This window comes from Serratia sp. 2723 (genome assembly GCF_050434425.1).
Classification (GTDB): domain Bacteria; phylum Pseudomonadota; class Gammaproteobacteria; order Enterobacterales; family Enterobacteriaceae; genus Chania.
In genome coordinates, this window is the sequence record NZ_JBNDIN010000002.1 from 15,937 (window position 1) to 38,157 (window position 22,221).

The window sequence follows — 22,221 nt, forward strand, 5'->3', positions numbered from 1 at the left end:
ACGGCATGAAATGAAGATAATTTGTTCACGTTGGCAAACGGCATACTAAGCTTGAAGAGTCTACGAGTGGTTGAAACTGAAAAGGAAACAATATGAGTAGCGCACGCCCGTTAGCAGGCAAGGGGAATGGCGCCGGGAATGCGTGAAACCCGGGGTGGTTGTGTCCTACGGTCGCAGTAGCAAGATTAAGTTCCCGCAGCAGCGTGAACAAAGGCCGGAGCTGGCCTAGACGAGCGGTAAAACGTGATGCATGTGATCAACGAATTAACTCATCGCTCCCCTAAAATCCGATCCTAAGAGATTGCATCGTGAATATAAAACTGGCTGCCGTTGTGCTTTGCATACTTTTTCTTACCGCCTGTGACAGAGAAACGCCTAAAGAACCCGCAAGCGTCCGTCCGGTGAATATCTTTGAAGTTAGCAACAGTGCCCAGCAAGGAGTGCGCATCTTCCCTGCCAGGATTGTCGCGGGCGACCGTACCGAGCTGGCCTTTAAGCGCCCTGGGCAACTGGAGCAACTGCGGGTACGCGAAGGGGAACAAGTCAACCAGGGGCAAGTGATTGCCGAGCTAAACAGCAATGACGCACGGCTAAGGTTACGTGACCGGCAGGCCACGTTCGACCTGGCGCAGGCTCAATTCAACCGTTTCGCCACCTTGAGTGCCCGCAATGTCGTTCCCCGTGCCGAACTGGATGTTCATCGCGCAGCGCGTGACTCGGCACAGGCCGCCTTGAAGCTGGCCAGAGAAGAAGTCAGTGATATGCAAATCCGCGCCCCCTTTGCCGGCGTGATTGCCACGCTCACTGCCCGCAACTATCAGGTGATCCCGGCAGGCCAGCCGATAGCGACCTTGAACTCGCTGGATTCGCTGGATGTGGTATTCAGCATCCCCGAGAATCTGTTCATTATTATTGATGAGAACAATGCGCAGTACCAACCTATTGTTCAGTTGAATAACATACCAGGACGCGAGTTTACCGCCCGCTATAAAGAACACACCACCAATACCACCGCTGGATCATTAACCTATCAAATGACCCTGACCATGCCGCGCCCGAAGGATCTGCCACTGCTCTCGGGGATGAGTGGCAGCGTGAAAATCAACCTTGGTAATTTGGCTGGAACTTCGCAGCAGGCCAATGTCATTGTGCCCACCGAGGCGGTATTTAACCCGGATAACAGCCCACGCAATCAGCCTCATGTGTGGGTGATCAAAGAACGTGATGGCAAACTGTTTGTGGAATCTCGTCAGGTTGAAACCGGGCAATTAACTGCCAATGGCATTCAGATCGCCTCCGGTCTGGCCGATGGTGAACGGATCGTCGCCGCCGGTACCCGTGAATTGCGCCCCAATCAGGAAGTGCGCGCCTGGGTCCGTGAGCGAGGTCTGTAATGAAACTGACAGAGAACTTTATCAACAACGGCACCCGAATCTGGCTGGCGATCCTGCTGCTAGGTATTGGCGGCGTGCTGGCGTTTCTCAACATCGGCAGGCTGGAGGATCCGGCCTTTACCATCAAGACTGCGGTAGTGGTCACCCGCTATGACGGCGCTTCGGCCCAGCAGGTGGAGGAAGAAGTCACCCTGCCGCTGGAAAATGCCATTCAGCAACTGCCTTATATCGACAACGTTACCTCCATCTCCAGCGTGGGGCTGTCGCAGATCACCATTAATATCCGTGCCGAATACGGTGCCGCTGAACTGCCGCAAATCTGGGATGTGTTGCGCCGGCGCATTGGCGATGCCGCGATACGGTTACCGCCCGGTGCCAGCCCTCCGATAGTGAACGATGATTTTGGCGATGTGTACGGCTTCTTCTTCTCGCTATATGGCGATGGCTTTAGCAATCAGGAGCTGCGCAACTTTGCCGAGCTGTTACGCCGTGAACTGGTGGTGGTGCCCGGCGTGGGCAAGGTGGGGATTGTCGGGGTGATCCCGGAAGAGGTGCAGATTGAGATTTCCCGCGCCCAGATGACCGCCGCCAATATTATCCCACAGCGGCTTTACGATCTGTTGAGCCGGCAGAACGTGGTATCCAACGCCGGGGATCTGTTGGTGGGCAGCGAGTCGATCAGGCTGCATCCCACCGGGGAATTTGCCAGCGTGCAAGAATTGGGGAACCTGCTGATTAGCGAGCCAGGCAGCCCGCGCAGCGTTTACCTTCGCGATATCGCCACTATCAGCCAGGGCGTAACCCACTCCCCCAATAATATCTACCGAGCCAACGGACGGCCTGCGCTCTCCATCGGCGTATCCTTTGCCCCAAATGTAAACGTGATTGTAGTGGGCGAAGCGGTCAAGGCTCGATTGGCCCAGCTGCAAGCCGAACGACCTGCGGGGATGGACATCAGCGTATTCTACGATCAGTCCCATGAAGTAGAAGGCGCGGTGAACGGCTTTATCATGAACTTCCTGCTGGCGCTGCTGATCGTGGTCGGCACCCTGCTGATCTTTATGGGGGTACGCAGCGGGCTGGTGATCGCCGCCTCGCTGGCGCTGAACGTGCTTGGCACCCTGCTGATCATGAAGCTGTTCAACATTGAACTACAACGCGTTTCGCTCGGGGCGCTGGTGATCGCCTTAAGCATGTTGGTGGATAACGCCATTGTGATCGTCGAGGGCGTACTGGTTGGGCGGCAACAGGGTGAGAAGACCCTGCAGGCCATTAATAACGTGGTCAAACGCACTATGTTCCCGCTACTGGGAGCGACGGTGATTGCCATTCTGGCATTTGCGCCGATCGGCTTATCCAACGATGCCACCGGGGAATACTGTAAGTCTCTGTTCCAGGTGCTGCTGATCTCCCTGATGCTGAGCTGGTTCACCGCCTTGACCCTGACGCCGGTATTTACCAAATGGGCGTTTGAAAAACAGAAAGTGGCCGAGCCAAAAGCCTATGAGCCGGTCAAATCGCCTTATGATGGTTGGCTGTTCCGCGTCTATCGCAATCTGTTGGGCAAACTGCTGCGCCAGCGCACCATGACGCTGGGGGTGCTGGCCGCGTTGATGGTCGCCTCGGTGATCGGCTTTGGCAACGTGCGCCAAAGCTTCTTCCCGCCGTCCAATACGCCGATCTTCTTTGTCGATCTCTGGTTGCCCTACGGTACTGATATCGCCTACACCGAAAAGATTGCTGCTCAGATCGAGCAGCACATCCAGGCGCAAGAGGACGTCGGCGACACCATGGTCACCATCGGCCAGGGGGCGATGCGCTTTATGCTTACCTACAACGCGCAGCGGCAATATTCCAACTATGCACAGATAATGGTGCGAGCCAAACAGCTCAACCAGATCCCCGGCATGATCGGCCAAATAGAGGATTACGTACGCAGCAATTTCCCCCAGGTGAACGCCCAGGCTAAACGCATCATGTTCGGGCCTTCGAATAACAGCTCCATCGAAGCACGCTTTATCGGCCCGGATCCCAACGTGCTGCGCTCACTGGCGGCCAAGGCAGAAGCCATCGCCAGCACCGATCCCAATGCCGATGGCGTGATGCACGATTGGCAACGGCGTAGCAAAGTCATTCGTCCGCAGTTCTCGGATTATCTTGGCCGCGAATTGGGGGTTGATAAACGCGAAATCGACAGTGCGCTGCGCATGAGTTTTGGCGGGATCGCCGTCGGCCTGTACCGTGATGGCACCCGGTTAATGCCGATTGTGCTAAGAACGCCGGACTCGGAACGGCTGAATGCGGAACGACTGAACGACGTGATGATTTGGAGCCAGGCACGGCAGGCGTTTATTCCCATCGATAATGTGGTCAACGGCTTTACTACCGAATGGGAAGATCCGCTGATCATGCGCCGGGATCGCAAACGCACCCTGACGGTTCAGGCCGATCCTAGCTCACAGAGCGGTGAAACCTCTGCCGAACTGTTGCAACGCATCAAACCGGGTATCGATGCCATCCAGTTACCACGCGGCTATGAACTGAATTGGGGCGGCGACTATGAAAGTACCAAGGAAGCCCAGACTGGGTTGTTCACCAGCCTGCCGGTGGCCTTTGTGATCATGTTCATCATCACCGTGCTGATGTTCAGTTCGCTGAAAAATGCCGTCGCCATCTGGCTGACCATTCCACTGGCCTTGATTGGGGTAACAGTGGGCTTCCTGCTAACCGGTATTCCGTTTGGCTTTATGGCGCTGATTGGTCTGTTGAGTTTAAGCGGCATGTTGATCCGTAACGGCATTGTGCTGGTAGAGGAAATCGGCTTACAGCGGCAGGAAAAACCGATCCTGGAGGCCATTATCGACGCCTCTACCTCGCGTTTGCGCCCTATCCTGCTGACGGCCTTTACCACCGTACTCGGTCTGGCCCCGCTGCTTAGCGATGCTTTCTTCCAGAGCATGGCGGTGGTGATCATGTTCGGCCTGGGCTTTGCTACCGTACTGACGTTGTTGGTGCTGCCGGTGATCTACAGCTGTATGAACTCCGATAAGCAAAAGATCACGCCGCAAACCGAGGCTTGAGACTTAAGTAAGGACACCGCATGCGCCCGGTTGAATATTTATCCTCAATCGGGCTATTGCAAACGCGGGCATTGGTTTACTGTGTAGCCAGTTCAAAACCAAACACGGAGAAGTGCAAAGTGATTAAAGAAACAATCTTGGGATGTTCGCTGCTGTTGCTCTCTGCCACTGCGTTGGCTGGTGGTTGTGACAGCCCGCGTACCCCTTATGACGTGACCTACTGCGCGGCATTGGAGATGGTGCAGCTGGATCAAGAGATCAATGTGCAATACAAAAAGGTGATGGGGCTGCTGACTCAGCCGCAAAAACAGACGCTGAAGCAGTCGCAGATCGAATGGCTTAAAAATCGGGACAGTCAATGTAGCGACGACTCCATGATCAATGTCGCCTGCTCAAACAAGACCATGCAAAGCCGTATCGATTTTCTGAAAAGCGTAGAGCGGGAATGCAAAAGTACCGGCTGTGACAGCAAAAAACTGGCTCAACAGCAGTAACAGGATCGGGGCGCGTATGCTGCGCCCCGACTAAAAAATCACTATTTGGTTAACGCGATAATACCCAATGTCAGGCCAGCGACCGCTGCCGCCCCGCCTGCAATCGCCCCGGCAGTTTCCCAGTTATCCTGGGTGGTGCCTTTCATACAGGTATTGGTATGAACCAGACGGCCTTGGTCATCATAGACCGGTACGCAAGGCGATTCGGTAGCACACCCGGACAGTAAAACGGCCAGCAGGCCCGCTGCAATAAACTTACTCATACTCACACCTCGGCGTTTAACAGCCAAAAAACATCAAAATGAATGAAAATCGCGTCACTGTACCACTAATGCCTATAGCGATGGATCCGGAATAGTCGCAAAATGTGTGGGGGTGAAACAATTAAGGCGCTAGGATCGCTGTTTCTGCTTGCACATCTGAATTTACTGAACAAGGATATCGATCGCATAAGTTAAGGCTTGCAGGTATTTTTTCGCCGCATGTCATCGATCAGCGCTTCTGTTTGCGATTTTGACAGCTTACCGAATACTTTCCGCATACTCTCACAGGTGGGTAACTCACTTGACCTATTCGCAGAGAGGGGATTATAGAAGCTCACAATCCCGGCACCGAGCACCATCAACACAGGAATGGCAAACTGAAACAGCTTAAAATCGCTAGTTGCCTTTGTCATTTGAGGGCTCACTGCGAACGCCTGACGCTATCGTGCCCTGCGCTTTTTCATCGCGCCATTGCTTGCGCAAAGAAAACATTTTCTCCAGGGCACGTCGTATGGTAGTTATCCAACCGGCCGGCCGGGGATCCGCCAACATGCTTAATGCACGTGCATAGTCAAGCACCAGCCCTGGTGTCCAGGCCATCGTTTTTGCGCGTTTACGTATTTGTACCGCCACCCATAATTCCGGCGTCGTGAGAATTTTACTCAACACCCACCAGTGGCCACGTTGTCCCCATATTTTGCTCACTACACCTTCCAGCGCCGCTTCAATACCCCGCGCCACACTGCTTGAGCAGTTGCGATGCGTGAGATTATACGTATTGTCTTCACGATAAACTTCCCAGAACCGTTTCAGACGTTCAGCATCGTAGTTTCTGATCCGTACACGCTGGGTTGAAGGACACCATGCACCTGACTCAGTCACATAATCCGGTTGGAATTTCCCTTCAACATTATTGTCTGCGGTTGCCCGTAGCAAGCGGGTAAATTGATCTGGCGACCGGTCAATATCGACCGCTGGATACAAACTGATATAAATACCTTCCGGAGATTCAAGGGCAGCATGGCCAGTGGAAATCACTCCATTTTTATCCACCGCAGCAATATAACGATCAATAACAGGGTGAGGCACCGTTGCACTCTTCGAGGATCCCACTGGAGTCCAGACATGTATGGTCAGTGCAGGTTCATCATCAGCCGGAGGGCCTTCCCATTCAGTCACCAAAGGCGTGGTTACTGCGCTACTGGCTTCCTCAGCGGCCTTATTGCCCAAAACCGCGGGGTTGACCTCCAGCTTTTTGACGCGCATCGCCAGCATAACCATATTCCACCCACCAAACATCAATCCCAGCCCTAAACAATAAGGCACGGTGCCGACATAATGGGTCGGATAGGGCTGAAAGAAGAAAATAGCTAACATGACTTCCAATACACCGCCAGCCACCACCAACTTCCAGTTTTTATAGCGCACGACCCCAGCGGAGACAATTTGCAATAGCCCATCGGCCAAAAACAAAGTGCCAAAAATCATCGATAAAATAAAATGGCCATGGTGTTGCCCACTCAAGATCAATATCGCAGCCAGGGAAAATGCGCCTCCTTTTACGTAACGCAAGGTCCGTTGCCCGCCGATACCGGTATGCGCGACCATCAACGTTGCCAGTCCCTCTACCAACAACAGGAAAGCGAAGGGATGCAAAGGGAAATAAATCGCGTTATCCAACGCATCGATGAAAACGATTAAACCCGCTAACACGCCTAACCAACCGGCAATCATCAATCCTCGCCAGCGGTTACGCAAATAATCAACCCCAAGTAAAATCATTACCAACCGAACCATGCCTTATTCCCCTCTAATTGTAAGGCGGCTTGTCAGATCTACGCAGAAGTGGTTTTCCAAGATGGCATGAGTATAGTTTCCACCTCTGAAATCACGCAATTTGTGTAGTTTCAAACTGCATAGGTGCACTACACACATTTCTGTACAAGATAGTGGGTTGATTGGGGAAACACGGGTGAACCAAGTTGATATGGAAAATGATAAAAACGCTGTTAAATCAGAGAGTAGTTGATTTTGGTGGAGCTCGGGGAGACTGGAGATTGGAGCGGGTGAAGGGAATCGAACCCTCGTATGCAGCTTGGGAAGCTGCCGTTCTACCATTGAACTACACCCGCTTAGGTGTGCGACTGGCATTATAACCGGTTATGCGCGCCGGGCAAGAGAAGAAAGCGCATAACTGCCGATGTTTTAAGCGGTTAGCAACAACTTGCTCTCTTCAGGCGAAAAAAAACCGGCACAGTCGCCTGCACCGGTTTAATCACTGGGCGAAGGTTACTTGCTCGGGCGCATGGCCGGGAACAGGATCACGTCGCGGATGGTGTGGCTGTTGGTCAACAGCATCACCATACGGTCGATACCGATGCCCAGGCCCGCCGTTGGCGGCAGGCCGTGCTCCAGCGCGGTGACGTAGTCTTCGTCGTAGAACATCGCTTCGTCGTCACCAGCATCCTTAGCGGTAACCTGATCGGCAAAACGCTGCGCCTGATCTTCTGCGTCGTTCAGCTCCGAGAAGCCGTTACCGATTTCACGCCCGCCGATGAAGAATTCGAAACGGTCGGTGATTTCCGGGTTCTCGTCGTTACGACGTGCCAGCGGGGAAACTTCTGCCGGGTATTCGGTGATGAAAGTTGGCTGGATCAGATGGCTTTCCGCTGTCTCTTCAAAGATCTCGGTAACCACGCGGCCCAGACCCCAGCTCTTCTCAACCTTGATGCCGATCGATTCGGCAATCGCCACGGATTTCGCCATATCGTTCAGATCGTCGAGATTGGTTTCCGGACGGTATTTCTTGATCGCTTCACGCATGGTCAGCTTGTCAAACGGCTTGCCGAAGTCGAACACCTCATCGCCATAAGGCACCTTGGTGTCACCTAGCACGTCCTGCGCCAGCGTGCGGAACAGCGACTCAGTCAGTTCGATCAGGTCTTTGTAATCCGCATACGCCATATAGAGCTCCATCATGGTGAACTCTGGGTTATGACGCGGGGAAACGCCTTCGTTACGGAAGTTACGGTTGATCTCGAACACACGCTCGAAGCCACCCACCACCAGACGCTTCAGATAAAGCTCTGGCGCGATACGCAGGTACATATCGATGTCCAGCGCGTTGTGGTGAGTAACGAACGGACGAGCAGACGCGCCGCCAGGGATCACCTGCATCATCGGGGTTTCGACTTCCATAAAGCCTCTACCCACCATGAAGTTACGGATCGCCGCCATCACCTGCGAACGGATCTTGAAGGTGTTACGCGATTCTTCGTTGGCAATCAGATCCAGATAGCGCTGGCGATAACGGGTTTCCTGATCGGCCAGGCCGTGGAACTTGTCTGGCAACGGGCGCAGTGCTTTGGTCAGCAGACGCAGCTCGGTGCAGTGGATGGACAGTTCGCCAGTTTTGGTCTTGAACAGCTTACCGCGTGCGCCGAGGATATCGCCCAGATCCCATTTCTTGAACTGCTCGTTGTAAACGCCTTCAGGCAGATCGTCACGCGCGACGTAGAGCTGAATACGGCCACCCACGTCCTGCAGCGTCACGAAGGAGGCTTTACCCATGATACGGCGGGTCATCATACGACCAGCCACGGTCACTTCGATACCCAGTGACTCCAGCTCTTCGTTTTCTTTGCTGCCGTATTCGACATGCAGCTTGTCGGAGGTGGTATCACGACGGAAGTCGTTCGGGAACGCAATGCCGTTCTCGCGCAGCGCGGCCAGTTTTTCACGGCGTGACTGCAGCTCGTTGTTGAGATCCAACGCCTGTTCGGCGCCTTGTGCTTGTTGCTCAGACATTTCTGTTCCTCATAACCCGGCTTTCAAACTTGCCTCAATGAATTTATCCAGGTCGCCATCCAGTACGGCCTGCGTATTACGCGTTTCGACGTTGGTGCGCAAATCCTTGATGCGGGAATCATCCAGCACGTAAGAACGGATTTGGCTGCCCCAGCCGATATCGGACTTGTTGTCTTCCAGCATCTGCTTGTCAGCATTTTTCTTTTGCATCTCGTATTCATACAGCTTGGCGCGCAGCTGTTTGAATGCCTGATCCTTGTTCTTATGCTGAGAGCGATCGTTCTGGCACTGCACCACAATGTTGGTTGGCAAGTGGGTAATACGCACCGCCGACTCGGTTTTGTTAACGTGCTGACCACCGGCACCGGAGGCGCGGTAAACGTCAATGCGCAGATCGGCCGGGTTGATTTCGATATCGATATCGTCATCCACTTCCGGATAGATAAATACGGAACTGAAGGAGGTATGGCGGCGGCCGCCGGAATCGAATGGGCTCTTGCGTACCAGGCGATGCACGCCGGTTTCAGTACGTAACCAGCCAAACGCGTAGTCGCCGATAATCTTGATGGTTGCCGATTTCAGGCCCGCGACGTCGCCGTCGGACTCTTCAATCACTTCCGTTTTAAAGCCTTTGGATTCCGCCCAACGCAGGTACATGCGCAGCAGCATGCTGGCCCAGTCCTGCGCTTCGGTGCCGCCGGAACCTGCCTGGATATCCAGGTAGCAGTCCGCGCTGTCATATTCACCCGAGAACATACGACGGAATTCTAGTTGTTCCAGCTTGGCGCTCAGTTGATCGAGCTCAACCACGGTCTCGTTAAAGGTGTCTTCGTCTTCCGCCTCAACCGCCAGTTCCAGCAGGCCCGTGACGTCTTCACAGCCTTGTTCCAGCTGATCGATGGTTTCGACAATGGCTTCCAGCGACGAGCGCTCTTTGCCTAATGCCTGTGCGCGTTCAGGTTCGTTCCAAACGTCCGGCTGTTCCAGCTCGGCGTTAACTTCTTCTAAGCGTTCTTTCTTGGCATCATAGTCAAAGATACCCCCTGAGAACGGCTGTCCGCTCGGACACATCCTGAATGCGGTTTTTTACCGGATTAATTTCAAACATGATTTTTTGCGTTCTTACGTTGATGTCGTCGATGGCGAAATGCCATTGGAACCGGTAATTCTAGCGGATCCAGTCGCCAGTTTATAGCGAGTTGGTCAGTTTTTGTGGGGGATTGAGATTAGGGCACCCGCAGGTGCCCTGATAAACCGGTTAACGCGGCCAGAGGTGTTGAATTAGCAACTGCACATTACGGTTGCCACGGAACTCATTCACGTCCAACTTATACGCCAGTTCCACTTCTTTGATGCTGCTGTCCGGCCACTGCGTGGTATCGACATTGAAGGCGATGCCGTCCAGCAATGGGCCACCACCGAGCGGTTCGATCATCAGCTTCAGGTGTTTTTCGCCCACCAGCCGCTGTTGCAGAATGCGGAACTTGCCGTCAAAGGTTGGCTCAGGAAACGCCTGCCCCCACGGCCCGCCCTCACGCAGAAGTTCTGCGGTGGTCAGGGTCAGTTCTTGCATCATCAGTTCGCCGTCCGACCAGATCACGCCTTCCAGCATGGCGGGATCTAGCCATTCGCCGACCAGTTCGCCAAAACGCTGGCGAAACTCGTCAAACTTGGCCTCCTCCAACGACAAGCCCGCCGCCATCGCATGGCCGCCGAACTTCATCATCAGCCCTGGGTTCAGGGTATCGAGCCGCTCCAGCGCATCACGCATATGCAATCCGGCCACCGAGCGGCCAGAGCCTTTCAGAATGCCGTCGCCCGCAGGGGCAAAGGCAATCACCGGGCGATGGAAACGCTCTTTGATGCGCGACGCAAGAATGCCCACCACGCCTTGATGCCACTCCGGGTGATACATCGCCAACCCGTAAGGCAGTTCAGTGGTAGTGCGTTCCAGTTGATCGCACAGCTCCAGCGCTTCCACCTGCATCCCCTGCTCAATCTCACGCCGGGTCTGGTTGAGCGCGTCGAGATCGTTGGCCAGCATACGCGCCTGGGCAATATCGTCGCTCAACAGCATGGCTACGCCGATCGACATATCGTCCAGCCGTCCTGCCGCGTTTAATCGTGGCCCAAGGGCAAAGCCGAGATCGCTGGCGGCCAATTGCCGCGCGTCGCGGTTGGCCACTTCCAGCAGAGCGCGAATACCTGGCCGACACTTGCCAGCCCGGATGCGGTTCAGCCCCTGATACACCAGAATACGGTTGTTGGCATCCAGCGGCACCACGTCCGCCACCGTGCCCAACGCCACCAGATCCAGCAGTTCGGCCAGATTAGGCATAGCCAGCGCACGCTGTTCGAACCAGCCGCTGTCACGCAGCTTGGCCCGCAACGCCAACATCAGATAGAAGGCAACGCCAACACCAGCCAGGGATTTGGAGGGAAAATCGCAGTCACGCAGGTTCGGGTTAACGATCGCCTCTGCCGCAGGCAAGGTATCCCCCGGCAGATGGTGATCGGTGACCAGCACCTGTATTCCCAAGCCGTGCGCAACGTCAACGCCCGCATGCGAGGAAATGCCGTTATCGACCGTGACGATCAGCTCGGCACCCCGAGCCGCCGCCTGTTCCACCACTTCGGGGCTCAGGCCATAGCCATCTTCAAAACGGTTGGGCACCAGATATTCGATGGAGCTACAGCCCATGCTACGCAAGGCCAGCACCGTCAGTGCGGTACTGGTGGCACCGTCGGCGTCAAAGTCGCCGACCACCATGATGCGGCGGCCATCGGCCAACGCCTGCTGCAATATCGCTACCGCAGCATCAATACCGTTCAACTGTTGCCAAGGCAACATACCCTTGACGCTACGCTCCAGCTCCTGCTCGCCCTTAACTCCACGCAACGCGTATAAGCGACGCAACAGCGGGGGCAAGCTGGCGGGTAAATGGCTGACATCTGCCGCCTCGCGGCGGCGTAATTGGGTTTTGATACTCACCGTGACTTATTTCGTGGCTACGGAGGCTGCATGTGCATCCAACATCGCGGCCATCTCTTTCGGTCCTTGGTAGCCAGGGACAACCATGCCGTTTTTCAGCACGATAGCCGGGGTGCCGTTGATACCAAACTGTACGCCCAGCGCATAATGCTGGCTGATATCGGTTTTGCAGGTTGCCGGAGACACCGCGTCGCCCTTCATGGCGGCATCGAAGGCTTTAGCCCGGTCTGCAGTACACCAGATGGAACGCATATCTTTCTCTGCCTGAGATTCCAGCCCCTGGCGTGGGAAGGCCAGATAGCGCACGGTGATCCCCAGATCGTTGTATTCTTTCATCTGCTCGTGCAGCTTGTGGCAATAGCCACAGGTGATATCGGTAAACACGGTGATCACGTGTTTCTCTTTCGCCGCTTTGTAGACGATCATCTGATCTTTCAGCGCTTCCAGACGGGTCATCAACAGTTGGTTAGTCACGTTGACCGGCTCACCGCCGCTGACGTCAAACAGCGGCCCTTGCAACACGTGTTTGCCATCTTCCGTCACATACAGCGTGCCGCCTTCGGTCAATACGGTTTTCAAACCGGCGACCGGCGAGGGTTGCACGTCTGCCTGCTTAATGCCCAGGCTACCTAGTGCTTTCTGAATAGCTGCATCGTCAGCATGGGCCGCACCGGTAACCGAAGCCACCAGCAGGGAGAGCAGCATTAAACCTTTTTTCATTCTTCCAATCCTTTCGATCCCTGCGCGTCAGGCGCGCGGGTGATGCTGTTGATGTAGCTGCTTCAATCTTTCAGTGGCTACATGAGTATAAATTTGTGTGGTTGAGAGGTCACTATGCCCCAATAACATCTGTACGACACGAAGATCGGCACCATGGTTCAGTAAATGGGTGGCGAAAGCGTGGCGCAGCACATGCGGAGACAGCCGTTCGCTGTCGATACCGGCTAGGATCGCATAGTGTTTAATCCGATGCCAGAACGTCTGTCGGGTCATTTGCTGGCTGCGGTTGCTGGGGAACAGCACATCCAGCGTCTGGCCGTTCAGCATCCATGGCCTGCCATGCTCCAGATAATTTTCGATCCAGTACACCGCTTCTTCCCCCAACGGCACCAGGCGCTCTTTGTTGCCTTTACCGATCACCCGCACCACGCCCTGGCGCAGGCTGACATCGCTGATGGTCAACCCCACCAGTTCCGACACGCGCAATCCGGTGGCATACAACACCTCGAGCATAGCCTTGTCACGCAGCTCCAAAGGCTGATCGACGCAAGGTGCCTGTAGCAAGGCCTCAACCTGCGCTTCGCTCAGATCCTTGGGTAACCGCTGCGGTAATTTGGGCGAGGCCAGCAACGCGGTGGGGTCATCCGCCCGCATTTTTTCACGGTTGAGATATTGGAACAGGCGGCGCATCGCGCTTAACAACCGGGCTGAACTGGTGGCTTTATATCCGCCCTCCACCCGTTCGGCGAGAAAGGCCTGTAGATCCAGCGCTTCAGCCTGCAACAGGCTGCGGTTATTGAGAGCCAGCCAACCGGCCAGCGCCTGTAAATCGAGCCGATAAGAGGCCAGCGTATTCTCTGCCAGATTGCGTTCGATCCACAACGCATCCAGGAATTGCTCAATCAGCGCACTGTCTTGCTGTTGCACGCGGTCCTCTCTTGGTAACGTTAAGACAACGGGTTTATGCCACAGGCATTATGCCTTAAGGTATACTCGTTGCAATTCTCCACACGGCATTATAAACGGTTAACTATGAAGATTGGTCTGTTTTACGGCTCCAGCACCTGCTACACCGAGATGGCAGCAGAAAAAATCCGTGAGATTCTGGGTGAAGACCTGGTCGACCTGCACAACCTGAAAGACGTTTCTCCCAAACTGATGGAAGACTACGCCATCCTGATCCTGGGGATCCCAACCTGGGATTTTGGTGAACTACAAGAAGATTGGGAAGCGATCTGGCCGCAGCTGAGCGAGCTGGATCTGAAAGGCAAGATCGTCGCCATGTACGGGATGGGCGATCAGTTGGGCTATGGTGAATGGTTCCTGGATGCCCTGGGAATGTTGCACGACCAGCTAGCCCCACAGGGCGTGCAGTTTATCGGTTTCTGGCCGATTGACGGCTTTGAATTCACCAGCCCCAAACCGCTCAGCGCCGACGGCAAACACTTTGTTGGCCTGGCGCTGGATGAGGTGAACCAGTACGACCTGAGCGAAGAACGCCTGCAACAGTGGTGTGAACAGATCCTGCTGGAAATGGAACCGCTGCTGTAACGAAATTGGGCGCGATATCGCGCCCAACAAGGTCCTTATTTCCACAGTCTGAAACGGTTCTCGCCATTACTGGCCAGCGCCTCAGCGATTTCTGGTTCAGCAGTGTTGCCCTTCAAGCGAGCCGGGTCGGCCACCTGATACCAGTCCAGCTTACGTGTCAGCAGCATAATGCCTGCCAACACCCCGAACAGCAGCACAGAACCCAATACCAGCGCGTTATCTTCCGACTGTAACAGCATATACAGAATGCCATACAGCAGTAGCAGGCTGGCAGCGAACAGCATCCCACGCCGCATTCCGCGCAGCACGGCGCTAAGGTAGAAGGCAATCAGCCCACTACAGGCCACGCTCGCCAGCAAGTACGCCACGTCGAACCCCAGATGTTCCGAGAAAGCCAGCAGGATCAGATAGAACAGCACCAGCGCCGCCCCCACCAATAGATACTGGATCGGGTGCACCCGCAGCCCGGTCAGGGTTTCGAACAGGAAGAACGCCATAAACGTCAGCCCCAGGAACAGCACTGCATACTTCACCGCCCGTTCAGTCAGCTGATAGTGATCGACCGGTTCGATCAGGCTGGTGGTGAAAGTCGGCAGCTTTTCCTCTTCCATAATGCCGTTGTCATACATGAAAGCACTATTGATGTTGTTGGCAAACCAGGTGCTGCGCCAGCGGGCAGAGAAGCCTTTATCGGTCACCTTGCGCTCATCCGGCAGGAAGTTGCCCAGGAAGTTCGGGTGCGGCCAGTTGCTTTGCAATAGCAGTTCGGAACTGCGCCCTACCGGCACCAAGGATAAGCTGCTGGTCCCTGCCAGGTGCAGTGTGAAATCTGCCGTCAGCCCTTCTTTCTGCAACGAGGCCAAGGCCAGCGGTGCATGGATCCCCTGAGAAAGTCCGCTAACCAAAGTGCCCGGCTCAAACTTGGCCTGCTGTTGAATGCCGTCGAGGGCAGAAATGCTCTTGATACCGCGAGAATCGCTTAATGACACCATCAGGAAGGGTTGGCCGACCGTGATGTTGTCGTGTTGCAAATCTTCCAGATCGGGTTGGGCGAATTTCACCTGGAAATCCAATGGCCCCTGATACACCTGAGTCTGGTAAATACCCAGCTTGCGGATCTCAACGTTGGGCTTGCCATTGACCACCAAAGATTCGGGCAATACAAAACGTTGATAGCGGGTGGTCTCTATCTTGATTTCGCCTTTTTCGTTCTTCTTCTCTTCCCGGAAGGTGTACGGGATCACGATCACTGGCCCAAGAATGCGCTGCGCTCGGCTGGTGCTTTCACTCACTTGCCCCACCACGCTCTGGCGATAGCCGCTGCGCTCCTGTACCACATCCATAAGCATCCCCACCGGGATCATCATCAGGATCATCAATCCCAGCAGGGTGGTAATTTTCCAAAACAGTACCGATTTAAACATCGTGGCTGACTCCTTGTAGGTAATGTCGCTACGATAAAGTCGGCAAGTGAAATCAGAATGTGGTTATGTGAAGAGAAGGTGAAGTGCAGGCAATAAGTTGCCATTAAAGCGGTAAAGTGAGGGTGGCCTTCGCGCCGGTGGGTTGCAGGTTTTGCAAACGGATAGTGCCACGATGCAGGCGCGCCACTTCCTGCACGAAATTCAGGCCCAGGCCGCTGCTCTTGGGTTTATCTTCCCGCGCCAGCGAATAGAAACGTTCAAACACCTTGTCCAGCGCATAGTCGGGAATGCCGCTGCCGGTATCGCAAAGGGTGATTTGGTAATGATGCTCCAACCGCTCGCCATCAATGCTGACCGAACCACCCTCCGGGGTGAAATCCAGAGCGTTATCCAGCAGATTGCTCAGTGCCTGCCCGAGTAAAAAGGCATCTCCGGTCAGCGCAGCTTCCGCCAGTTGCCCCAGTTTAATCGTGACACCACGCTGCGCCGCCTGTGCTTCTTTGCCCGCGACAATCTGCCGCACTAACGGCGCCAGCGCTACCGTAGCCAGTTCCAAACCGGGTCGGCTTTCTAACTGCGCCTGCACCAGCAGCTTATCGACCAATTGTTGAATGCGGGCGCTCTGCTGTTCGATGTTGGTCAAAAAGCGTTTCGCCGTCGCCGGAGGCGGTGATTCCTGGAGAAGTTCTGCTGCGCCACGGATCGCCGCCAGCGGGCTTTTCAACTCGTGAGTCAGGGTATGCACATACTGCTCAATGTAGGCTTTGCCCTCCAGCTTCATGCGCATGCTTTCCAGCGCTTGCGCCAGTTGGGTCAGCTCAACGCTGCCCATGCGTGGCAACGGCACCGCCTCGCCGTGAGCGACCCCGTCGGCATAGTGCACCAGACGGTTGATCGAGCGGTTAATCCACCAGACGAAGCCCAACCCGATCGCCAGCGCAATCCCCAGCAGCACCGCACCCGCCAGCAAAATCCGCCGCTCGCTGCGGCGGATCACCGGTGCCATGGTGCTGTTAGGCTTGCCGACGCTCAACACGCCGATAATCTGCCCTTGCTCTACCACCGGTGCGGCCACGTACATCACCGAACTGTTCTCATCTTCGGCAATCGTCCGGGTGCTGCGCGCACCGTATTGACCACGTAATGTCAGATAAACATCGTTCCAGCGGGAGTAATCCTGCCCCAGCGCCTGGCCTGATGAATCGAAAATCACCTTGCCACGCCCATCGGTAACATAGACGCGATACTCGTTACGATCTTTGCGGATCCCGGCAATATTGGCCCCGATCGGCCGTTGATTAAGTTGGGCGATAGCCTGCGCCAACTGACCCTTTGCCGCATCCCCATGTCTCATATCCAACCGCGCCACCTGCGCCAGCAGGTTGGCAGTATCCACCAGCGTGCCTTCGGTGGCGCGCCGTACGCCAGGTTTGACCTCCTGCACAAAAATGCTCAGCACGAAATAACCCGCCACCGCCACAATCAGGAAATAGCCCAACAGCAGGCGCAGGCCAATCCTCATGGCTGTCGGCTCACGCTGTAGCCTAAGCCACGATGGGTATGGATCGGGGGCTCTGCGGCGTCGATCGCCCGCAGTTTGGCACGCAGCGTTTTGATATGGGTATCGACGGTTCGATCCAGGCTCTCTTCCGCCTGGGCCCAGACGATGTCCATCAACTGCTGGCGGGAGAACACCCGGCCAGGCGCTTGCAACAGGGTTTTCAACAACAGGAATTCATAGCGGGTCAGCGGCAGCGGCTGCTGGTGATAGCAGATCGTGGCCCCCTCTTCATCCAGGCTAAAGGCACCAAAATGATAGAGAGCCGGTTGCTGCAAACGCTGCTGTTTGTGTAGACGCCGCAGAATAGTGCGCACGCGAGCACTGACCTCACGCGGGGAAAAGGGTTTGGCGACGTAGTCATCGGCGCCGATTTCCAGCCCGATCAGGCGATCGACTTCACCACTGCGGGCGGTAAGAAACAGGATCGGTAAATCTGCCTCCTGCGCCAACAGCCGGCGGCAAAGTTCAAAACCGTTGATGTCGGGCAGGCCGACGTCGAGGATCACCAACGCCGGTAAGCCCTGTTGCAAAGCCTGCAAAGCAGGCTCGCCACGTTCAAACCAACGCACCTGAAAGCCTTCACTCTCCAGGGTATAAATCAGCGTATCCGCAATGCTGGGCTCATCTTCTACCAGCCAAAGCAGCGGTTTCATTATGCGTCCTCGTCGCTGGCGGAGGGTTCAAACAACAACCGCTGACACAGTTGGCGCCAATCCGCTTTGCTCATGGAATCCGAAGCCAACCACAGCCGATGGCGTTTTTTGCCGTTGGCCTGCTGAAGCGACAGTAAAATACCGAAACCAGGCATCCAGGGTTTTTTCACCATCAGCCATTCCTGGCCATACCACTCAATCCGGCGTTCAGCCAGCAACCGCAGTTCTCCCTGCCTGGATGCAATGCGCTTTTGGCTGCGAATGCACTCAAACACCACCAACGTCAACAGCACCAACCAGATCGGGCCATAGCCTTCCGGCCACGGGGCGATCAGGATCAGCAAAATCAGCAGGCCGTGAGTCAGCAACGAGACTAACTGGGTACGCCAGGAAACGCGGACATCACATCGCCACTGGGCCACGGGCTTTATTTCGAGTTTGGATCAGAGACACCATTCTCTGCAGATCTTGATCCTGCGGAGCACCATGATTCATCAGCCAGTTGAACAAATCGGGGTCGTCACATTCGAGCAAGCGGATGAATACGGCCTTGTCTGCGTCACTCAGCGTATCGTATTCATGTTCGAAAAACGGCATGATCGAGATATCCAACTCGCGCATGCCGCGACGGCAGGCCCAGTGAATACGTGCTTTATTGTTAATATCCATGTTGTTATGACTAACCTCTGTTCGGCATGGCTTACCATGCTCTTGGGCAACCGACACTAGGTATGGCAACACACGCACAATTTAATTCCGTCAGCCAACGATTTGGGCACAATTGGGTCTCGTTGACCGTAAGCGCCTAGAGTAACAATTTGACATACTCGCCGGGAAGGGCGTTCACCAAACAAAACGTAAAATGTCAAAAAAAGCGCTGCCTGGTAATAACTGTTTGCAAAGCCAGCCACCTCTTTTACCATGGTAGCAACCCCAACAGGTATGCTAAACATGCAGCAGGAACCGATTATGGCGTTCAATATTCCTTTTCCACCCCGTCAACCTTCCGCCTCCTCCCATCTGCCACTGACGCTGATCTCACTGGAAGATTGGGCCATGGTGCAGTTGAGTGGGCCAGACACGGTAAAATATCTTCAGGGCCAGGTAACGGCTGATATCGACAAGCTGGTGGCCGATCAACACGTGCTGTGCGGCCATTGCGATGCCAAAGGCAAAATGTGGAGCAACCTGCGTTTATTCCACCGCGGTGAAGGCTTTGCCTATCTTGAGCGCCGCAGCGTGCTGGAAAGCCAACTGGCGGAAATAAAGAAATACGCGGTGTTCTCCAAGATCACCATTGCGGCAGACAGCGATGCGGTGCTGCTGGGCCTCGCTGGCCTTGAGGCGCGGGCCGCATTGGCGAAGGTGTTTAGCACCCTGCCAGATGCAGAACATCAAGTGGTGCAAGACGGTGATACCACCTTGCTGCACTTTGCGCTGCCAGCAGAACGTTTTGCCTTGATCACCACGCCAGAAACCGCAGCTCTGCTAGCTTCCAAGCTGGAAGGGCAGGCTGAGCTGAACGACAGCCGCCAATGGCTGGCCCTGGATATCGAGGCCGGTTATCCGGTGATTGATGCAGCAAACAGCGCGCAACTGATCCCTCAGGCGACCAATCTGCAAGCGCTGGACGGGATCAGCTTCAGCAAAGGCTGCTACACCGGGCAGGAAATGGTGGCTCGAGCCAAGTTCCGGGGAGCCAACAAACGTGCCCTGTACTGGCTGGAAGGTAAAGCCAGCCAGGTTCCACAGGCGGGTGACGATCTGGAATTGCGGCTGGGCGAAAACTGGCGCCGTACCGGCACCGTGCTGGCGGCAAGCGCGCTGGCTGACGGGACGCTGTGGGTGCAGGTGGTGATGAATAACGATCTGGAAGCGGACAGCGTGCTGCGCGTACGCGATGATGCCAGCAGCCAGCTCACCATCAAGCCTCTGCCTTACTCACTGGCGGAAGAAAAGTAAGTGGTTTGGCCGCAGGCATCGCGCCTGCGGCCAGACGAGTTATTCGTCCAATTCCCCATCACGCGGCACCAGATAAATCAGCACCAGCAAAATGGTGACAAAGAAGCGGAAAGCATCAGGTACACCGTTCCACTGTTTTGACATCCACATGCCAAACCACTCGCCGCCAACCGACATAAAGGCCACCTGCCAGGTGAGGAAGCCTAACGTCAACCCCGCGATGGCAAAGGTCTTGGCCCGGTTAAAGCTGGCCGCTGGCAATTTCAGACCGCACAGCAGACGGATCCCTCCAATCCAGCACAAAATAGCGGTGAGGGTTTCCAACGCAATAATGCCGATATATCCCACCTGATGCAGCCATGGCGACTGGATGGAACGATAGGTGATAGTGGCATCAGGGAAGATCGTATCCATCATAAAAACATGGCGTACGAAAGCAAAGTTGGTGCCGTAATCGGTGATATTGCCAAAGGCTACCAATGAGGCAAATAGCGCGATAGCGCAAACCAGCAGCGCTTTGGATAAACGAACGATCATAAATTGAGTCCTGGGTAATGATTAAAGGCACCGGGAGGTGCAAACTACCCCTCAGATCTCAAGATGCAGGTCAGCCAGCAGCCAGCGCAGCCAACCCCCTGCGGCTTGAAAGCGAGAGGTTTGGCGGGCTCAGAAATAAAACCAAGGCTTGCTGGATACCCGAAAGAAACAAGCGCCTCTTTTTAACCCAAAAGAAACGCTTTGGCAATATATCGACAACAGATCGATGGGTTATACGTAAAGGTAGATCGCCATAAAGTGGCACACGCTGCCGCCGAGCACAAAACCATGCCAGATCGCATGGCCAAAACGGAAGCGTTTCGAGGCATAGAAAATCACCCCTAGCGTATACACCACGCCCCCAACCGCCAGCAAAGTGACCCCACCGGCTTCCAGGCGCATCGCCAACTGATAGATTACGATCAGCGACAGCCAGCCCATGGTCAGATAGGTCACCAGCGACAGCACCTCAAAACGGTGCGCAAATGCCAGTTTGAAAATCACGCCGAACAGCGCCAGCCCCCAGATCACCACCATCAGCCCACGCGCCAACGGTGAGTCCAGACCCACCAGCAGGAATGGCGTATAGGTTCCGGCGATCAGCAGGTAGATGGCGCAGTGGTCAAATTTTTTCAGCCAATGCTTGGCTCTCTGATGTGGAATGGCATGATACAACGTTGAAGCCAGGAACAGCAGGATCATACTGCCGCCATACAGGCTATAACTGGTGATAGCCGTTACCCCAGCGCCGTCGTTTACCGCCTGAACCAACAGCAGCACCAGGCCGACAATCCCAAACACCAAACCGATACCGTGGCTGATGCTGTTGGCAATTTCCTCTGCCCATGGATAAGCCGTGGCGGACAACTGGTCTGCCCCGACTTTCACTTCGTCCTTTTTCCCCATAACGCGCAACCCCTCAAAACAACGCATATTGTGCGAATTCACTGCAAATGAGATTAACTGAGAACGATTCCAGTGTACACGTGTAAGCTAAAATAAAAATGTGAGTGCTTGTAACACCATGCCAGCATCGAAATCCTCAGCCCGCTGGGCTACAATCGATATGCTTTGCACCCTATGGATTTCAGTTGGCGTCAGTGCGGCTGAAAAACATCGGGTATCCCACCATTCACCTCGAGGTTCGTATCATGTCATCCGCTGTACCCGCCTTAGACTTTGGCTCCATGACTCAAACCATCCAGTTTCTGATGGAAATCGACAAACTTAAAAGCGTGCAACGCCGTACCAAGGTGATGGGCACCCAGCGTCAGGAAAATTCGGCCGAGCATAGTTGGCACTTTGCCATTGCGGCCTTGAGCCTGGCCCCTTATGCCAGCGATGAGGTGGATATTCAGCGTGTGATCCAGATGGCTCTACTGCACGATATCGTCGAGATCGATGCCGGTGACGTCATGGTTTACGATCTGGCAGCACGAGCGGCGATCCACGACCAGGAAGTAGCGGCGGCAAAACGGCTGTTCGGGATATTGCCGGAACCACAACGTGAGGTTTTCACCGCGTTGTGGCAGGAGTATGAAGCAGGCGAAAGTGCCGATGCCCGCTTTGCGTTGGTGCTGGATCGCTGTATGCCAATGCTGATGAACCTGCACAACGGCGGTCAGAGCTGGGTAGAGAATGATATCAGCCTGCAACAGGTCTTGGACCGTAATACGATGATTGCCGAGATCCATCCCGAGCTGTGGCAACATTTGGAGCAGCATTTGCGGGATGCACAGCGTAAAGGCTGGCTGAAGTAATGCCCCTCACCCTAACCCTCTCC

General features: G+C 55.0%; 20 protein-coding genes and 1 tRNA gene. 6 read left to right on the forward strand and 15 right to left on the reverse strand.

Features of this window, described 5'->3' with window-relative positions:
* The first annotated feature begins 308 nt into the window (after window positions 1-308).
* From ABIE29_RS02865 to ABIE29_RS02875, 3 genes are all read left to right on the forward strand, one after another.
* Window positions 309-1,394 carry an efflux RND transporter periplasmic adaptor subunit gene (locus ABIE29_RS02865; RefSeq protein ID WP_429616756.1) on the forward strand — a complete coding sequence of 362 codons (1,086 nt, stop codon included), beginning with the start codon at window positions 309-311 and terminating at the stop codon, window positions 1,392-1,394.
* A complete protein-coding gene (locus ABIE29_RS02870; protein ID WP_429616757.1) occupies window positions 1,394-4,474 on the forward strand; it encodes an efflux RND transporter permease subunit in 3,081 nt (1,026 codons plus the stop codon). Before ABIE29_RS02865 ends, ABIE29_RS02870 begins: the two co-directional genes overlap by 1 nt.
* A 119-nt stretch (window positions 4,475-4,593) precedes the next feature.
* Window positions 4,594-4,968 (forward strand): lysozyme inhibitor LprI family protein, encoded by a 375-nt coding sequence (locus ABIE29_RS02875; RefSeq protein WP_429616758.1) that lies wholly within the window; start codon window positions 4,594-4,596, stop codon window positions 4,966-4,968.
* A 41-nt stretch (window positions 4,969-5,009) separates the two neighbouring features.
* On the opposite strand, the gene ABIE29_RS02880 is transcribed toward ABIE29_RS02875, so the two are convergent.
* The 8 genes from ABIE29_RS02880 to xerD all read right to left on the reverse strand — a co-directional run bounded on the left by ABIE29_RS02880 (window position 5,010) and on the right by xerD (window position 13,677).
* Window positions 5,010-5,231 carry a hypothetical protein gene (locus ABIE29_RS02880; protein ID WP_021179822.1) on the reverse strand — a complete coding sequence of 74 codons (222 nt, stop codon included), beginning with the start codon at window positions 5,229-5,231 and terminating at the stop codon, window positions 5,010-5,012.
* 396 nt (window positions 5,232-5,627) lie between these two features.
* Window positions 5,628-7,028 carry an HdeD family acid-resistance protein gene (locus ABIE29_RS02885; RefSeq protein WP_429616759.1) on the reverse strand — a complete coding sequence of 467 codons (1,401 nt, stop codon included), beginning with the start codon at window positions 7,026-7,028 and terminating at the stop codon, window positions 5,628-5,630.
* A 261-nt stretch (window positions 7,029-7,289) separates the two neighbouring features.
* A tRNA-Gly gene (locus ABIE29_RS02890) sits at window positions 7,290-7,363 on the reverse strand.
* Between the two features lie 157 nt (window positions 7,364-7,520).
* Window positions 7,521-9,038 carry a lysine--tRNA ligase gene (gene lysS, locus ABIE29_RS02895; protein WP_429616760.1) on the reverse strand — a complete coding sequence of 506 codons (1,518 nt, stop codon included), beginning with the start codon at window positions 9,036-9,038 and terminating at the stop codon, window positions 7,521-7,523.
* Between the two features lie 9 nt (window positions 9,039-9,047).
* A protein-coding gene (gene prfB / locus ABIE29_RS02900; protein WP_098929871.1) for a peptide chain release factor 2 occupies window positions 9,048-10,146 on the reverse strand; the annotation gives its coding sequence in 2 pieces (ribosomal slippage) (window positions 9,048-10,070 and window positions 10,072-10,146; 1,098 coding nt in all).
* Between the two features lie 150 nt (window positions 10,147-10,296).
* Entirely contained in the window at window positions 10,297-12,030 is a 1,734-nt protein-coding gene (recJ, locus tag ABIE29_RS02905) for a single-stranded-DNA-specific exonuclease RecJ (RefSeq protein WP_429616761.1), read from the reverse strand.
* A gap of 6 nt (window positions 12,031-12,036) precedes the next feature.
* On the reverse strand, window positions 12,037-12,750 hold the full coding sequence (dsbC, locus tag ABIE29_RS02910; RefSeq protein WP_429616762.1) for a bifunctional protein-disulfide isomerase/oxidoreductase DsbC: 714 nt from the start codon (window positions 12,748-12,750) through the stop codon (window positions 12,037-12,039).
* A gap of 27 nt (window positions 12,751-12,777) precedes the next feature.
* Window positions 12,778-13,677 carry a site-specific tyrosine recombinase XerD gene (xerD, locus tag ABIE29_RS02915; RefSeq protein ID WP_021179811.1) on the reverse strand — a complete coding sequence of 300 codons (900 nt, stop codon included), beginning with the start codon at window positions 13,675-13,677 and terminating at the stop codon, window positions 12,778-12,780.
* Between the two features lie 105 nt (window positions 13,678-13,782).
* Between xerD and fldB the strand changes: the two genes are divergently transcribed.
* Entirely contained in the window at window positions 13,783-14,301 is a 519-nt protein-coding gene (gene fldB / locus ABIE29_RS02920; RefSeq protein ID WP_429616763.1) for a flavodoxin FldB, read from the forward strand.
* 35 nt (window positions 14,302-14,336) lie between these two features.
* Here fldB and creD read toward each other — a convergent pair whose 3' ends face one another.
* The 5 genes from creD to sdhE all read right to left on the reverse strand — a co-directional run bounded on the left by creD (window position 14,337) and on the right by sdhE (window position 18,608).
* Window positions 14,337-15,725, reverse strand: a complete 1,389-nt coding sequence (gene creD / locus ABIE29_RS02925; RefSeq protein ID WP_429616764.1) for a cell envelope integrity protein CreD — start codon at window positions 15,723-15,725, stop codon at window positions 14,337-14,339.
* A 103-nt stretch (window positions 15,726-15,828) separates the two neighbouring features.
* Window positions 15,829-17,247 (reverse strand): two-component system sensor histidine kinase CreC, encoded by a 1,419-nt coding sequence (gene creC, locus ABIE29_RS02930; protein WP_429616765.1) that lies wholly within the window; start codon window positions 17,245-17,247, stop codon window positions 15,829-15,831.
* Complete coding sequence (creB, locus tag ABIE29_RS02935; RefSeq protein WP_429616766.1) at window positions 17,244-17,939, reverse strand: two-component system response regulator CreB; 696 nt, start codon at window positions 17,937-17,939, stop codon at window positions 17,244-17,246. The genes creC and creB overlap by 4 nt, the downstream gene beginning before the upstream one ends.
* Complete coding sequence (locus ABIE29_RS02940) at window positions 17,939-18,361, reverse strand: protein YgfX (protein WP_429616767.1); 423 nt, start codon at window positions 18,359-18,361, stop codon at window positions 17,939-17,941. Before ABIE29_RS02940 ends, creB begins: the two co-directional genes overlap by 1 nt.
* Window positions 18,342-18,608 (reverse strand): FAD assembly factor SdhE, encoded by a 267-nt coding sequence (gene sdhE, locus ABIE29_RS02945; protein WP_429616768.1) that lies wholly within the window; start codon window positions 18,606-18,608, stop codon window positions 18,342-18,344. The genes ABIE29_RS02940 and sdhE overlap by 20 nt, the downstream gene beginning before the upstream one ends.
* Window positions 18,609-18,908: 300 nt before the next feature.
* Here sdhE and ygfZ point away from each other — a divergent pair, with 300 nt between their 5' ends.
* Window positions 18,909-19,901, forward strand: a complete 993-nt coding sequence (ygfZ, locus tag ABIE29_RS02950; RefSeq protein WP_429617073.1) for a tRNA-modifying protein YgfZ — start codon at window positions 18,909-18,911, stop codon at window positions 19,899-19,901.
* 39 nt (window positions 19,902-19,940) lie between these two features.
* Here the strand turns inward: ygfZ and ABIE29_RS02955 are convergent, their stop codons facing one another.
* Entirely contained in the window at window positions 19,941-20,438 is a 498-nt protein-coding gene (locus ABIE29_RS02955) for a DUF2165 family protein (protein ID WP_429616769.1), read from the reverse strand.
* 231 nt (window positions 20,439-20,669) lie between these two features.
* Window positions 20,670-21,344: a PAQR family membrane homeostasis protein TrhA gene (trhA, locus tag ABIE29_RS02960; RefSeq protein WP_429616770.1), complete on the reverse strand. Its 675-nt coding sequence runs from the start codon at window positions 21,342-21,344 to the stop codon at window positions 20,670-20,672.
* A 245-nt stretch (window positions 21,345-21,589) separates the two neighbouring features.
* On the opposite strand from trhA, the gene ABIE29_RS02965 reads away from it, so the two are divergent.
* On the forward strand, window positions 21,590-22,198 hold the full coding sequence (locus ABIE29_RS02965) for an HD domain-containing protein (protein WP_429616771.1): 609 nt from the start codon (window positions 21,590-21,592) through the stop codon (window positions 22,196-22,198).
* Window positions 22,199-22,221 lie beyond the last annotated feature (23 nt).

Coding starts and splice junctions, on each gene's coding strand:
- ABIE29_RS02870 (WP_429616757.1), top strand. CDS start 1,394: ATGAAACTGACAGAGAACTTTATCAACAACGGCACCCGAATCTGGCTG.
- lysS (WP_429616760.1), bottom strand. CDS start 9,038: ATGTCTGAGCAACAAGCACAAGGCGCCGAACAGGCGTTGGATCTCAAC.
- creD (WP_429616764.1), bottom strand. CDS start 15,725: ATGTTTAAATCGGTACTGTTTTGGAAAATTACCACCCTGCTGGGATTG.
- creB (WP_429616766.1), bottom strand. CDS start 17,939: ATGAAACCGCTGCTTTGGCTGGTAGAAGATGAGCCCAGCATTGCGGAT.
- fldB (WP_429616763.1), top strand. CDS start 13,783: ATGAAGATTGGTCTGTTTTACGGCTCCAGCACCTGCTACACCGAGATG.
- ABIE29_RS02885 (WP_429616759.1), bottom strand. CDS start 7,028: ATGGTTCGGTTGGTAATGATTTTACTTGGGGTTGATTATTTGCGTAAC.
- sdhE (WP_429616768.1), bottom strand. CDS start 18,608: ATGGATATTAACAATAAAGCACGTATTCACTGGGCCTGCCGTCGCGGC.
- ABIE29_RS02955 (WP_429616769.1), bottom strand. CDS start 20,438: ATGATCGTTCGTTTATCCAAAGCGCTGCTGGTTTGCGCTATCGCGCTA.
- dsbC (WP_429616762.1), bottom strand. CDS start 12,750: ATGAAAAAAGGTTTAATGCTGCTCTCCCTGCTGGTGGCTTCGGTTACC.
- trhA (WP_429616770.1), bottom strand. CDS start 21,344: ATGGGGAAAAAGGACGAAGTGAAAGTCGGGGCAGACCAGTTGTCCGCC.
- ygfZ (WP_429617073.1), top strand. CDS start 18,909: ATGGCGTTCAATATTCCTTTTCCACCCCGTCAACCTTCCGCCTCCTCC.
- ABIE29_RS02965 (WP_429616771.1), top strand. CDS start 21,590: ATGTCATCCGCTGTACCCGCCTTAGACTTTGGCTCCATGACTCAAACC.
- ABIE29_RS02880 (WP_021179822.1), bottom strand. CDS start 5,231: ATGAGTAAGTTTATTGCAGCGGGCCTGCTGGCCGTTTTACTGTCCGGG.
- creC (WP_429616765.1), bottom strand. CDS start 17,247: ATGAGGATTGGCCTGCGCCTGCTGTTGGGCTATTTCCTGATTGTGGCG.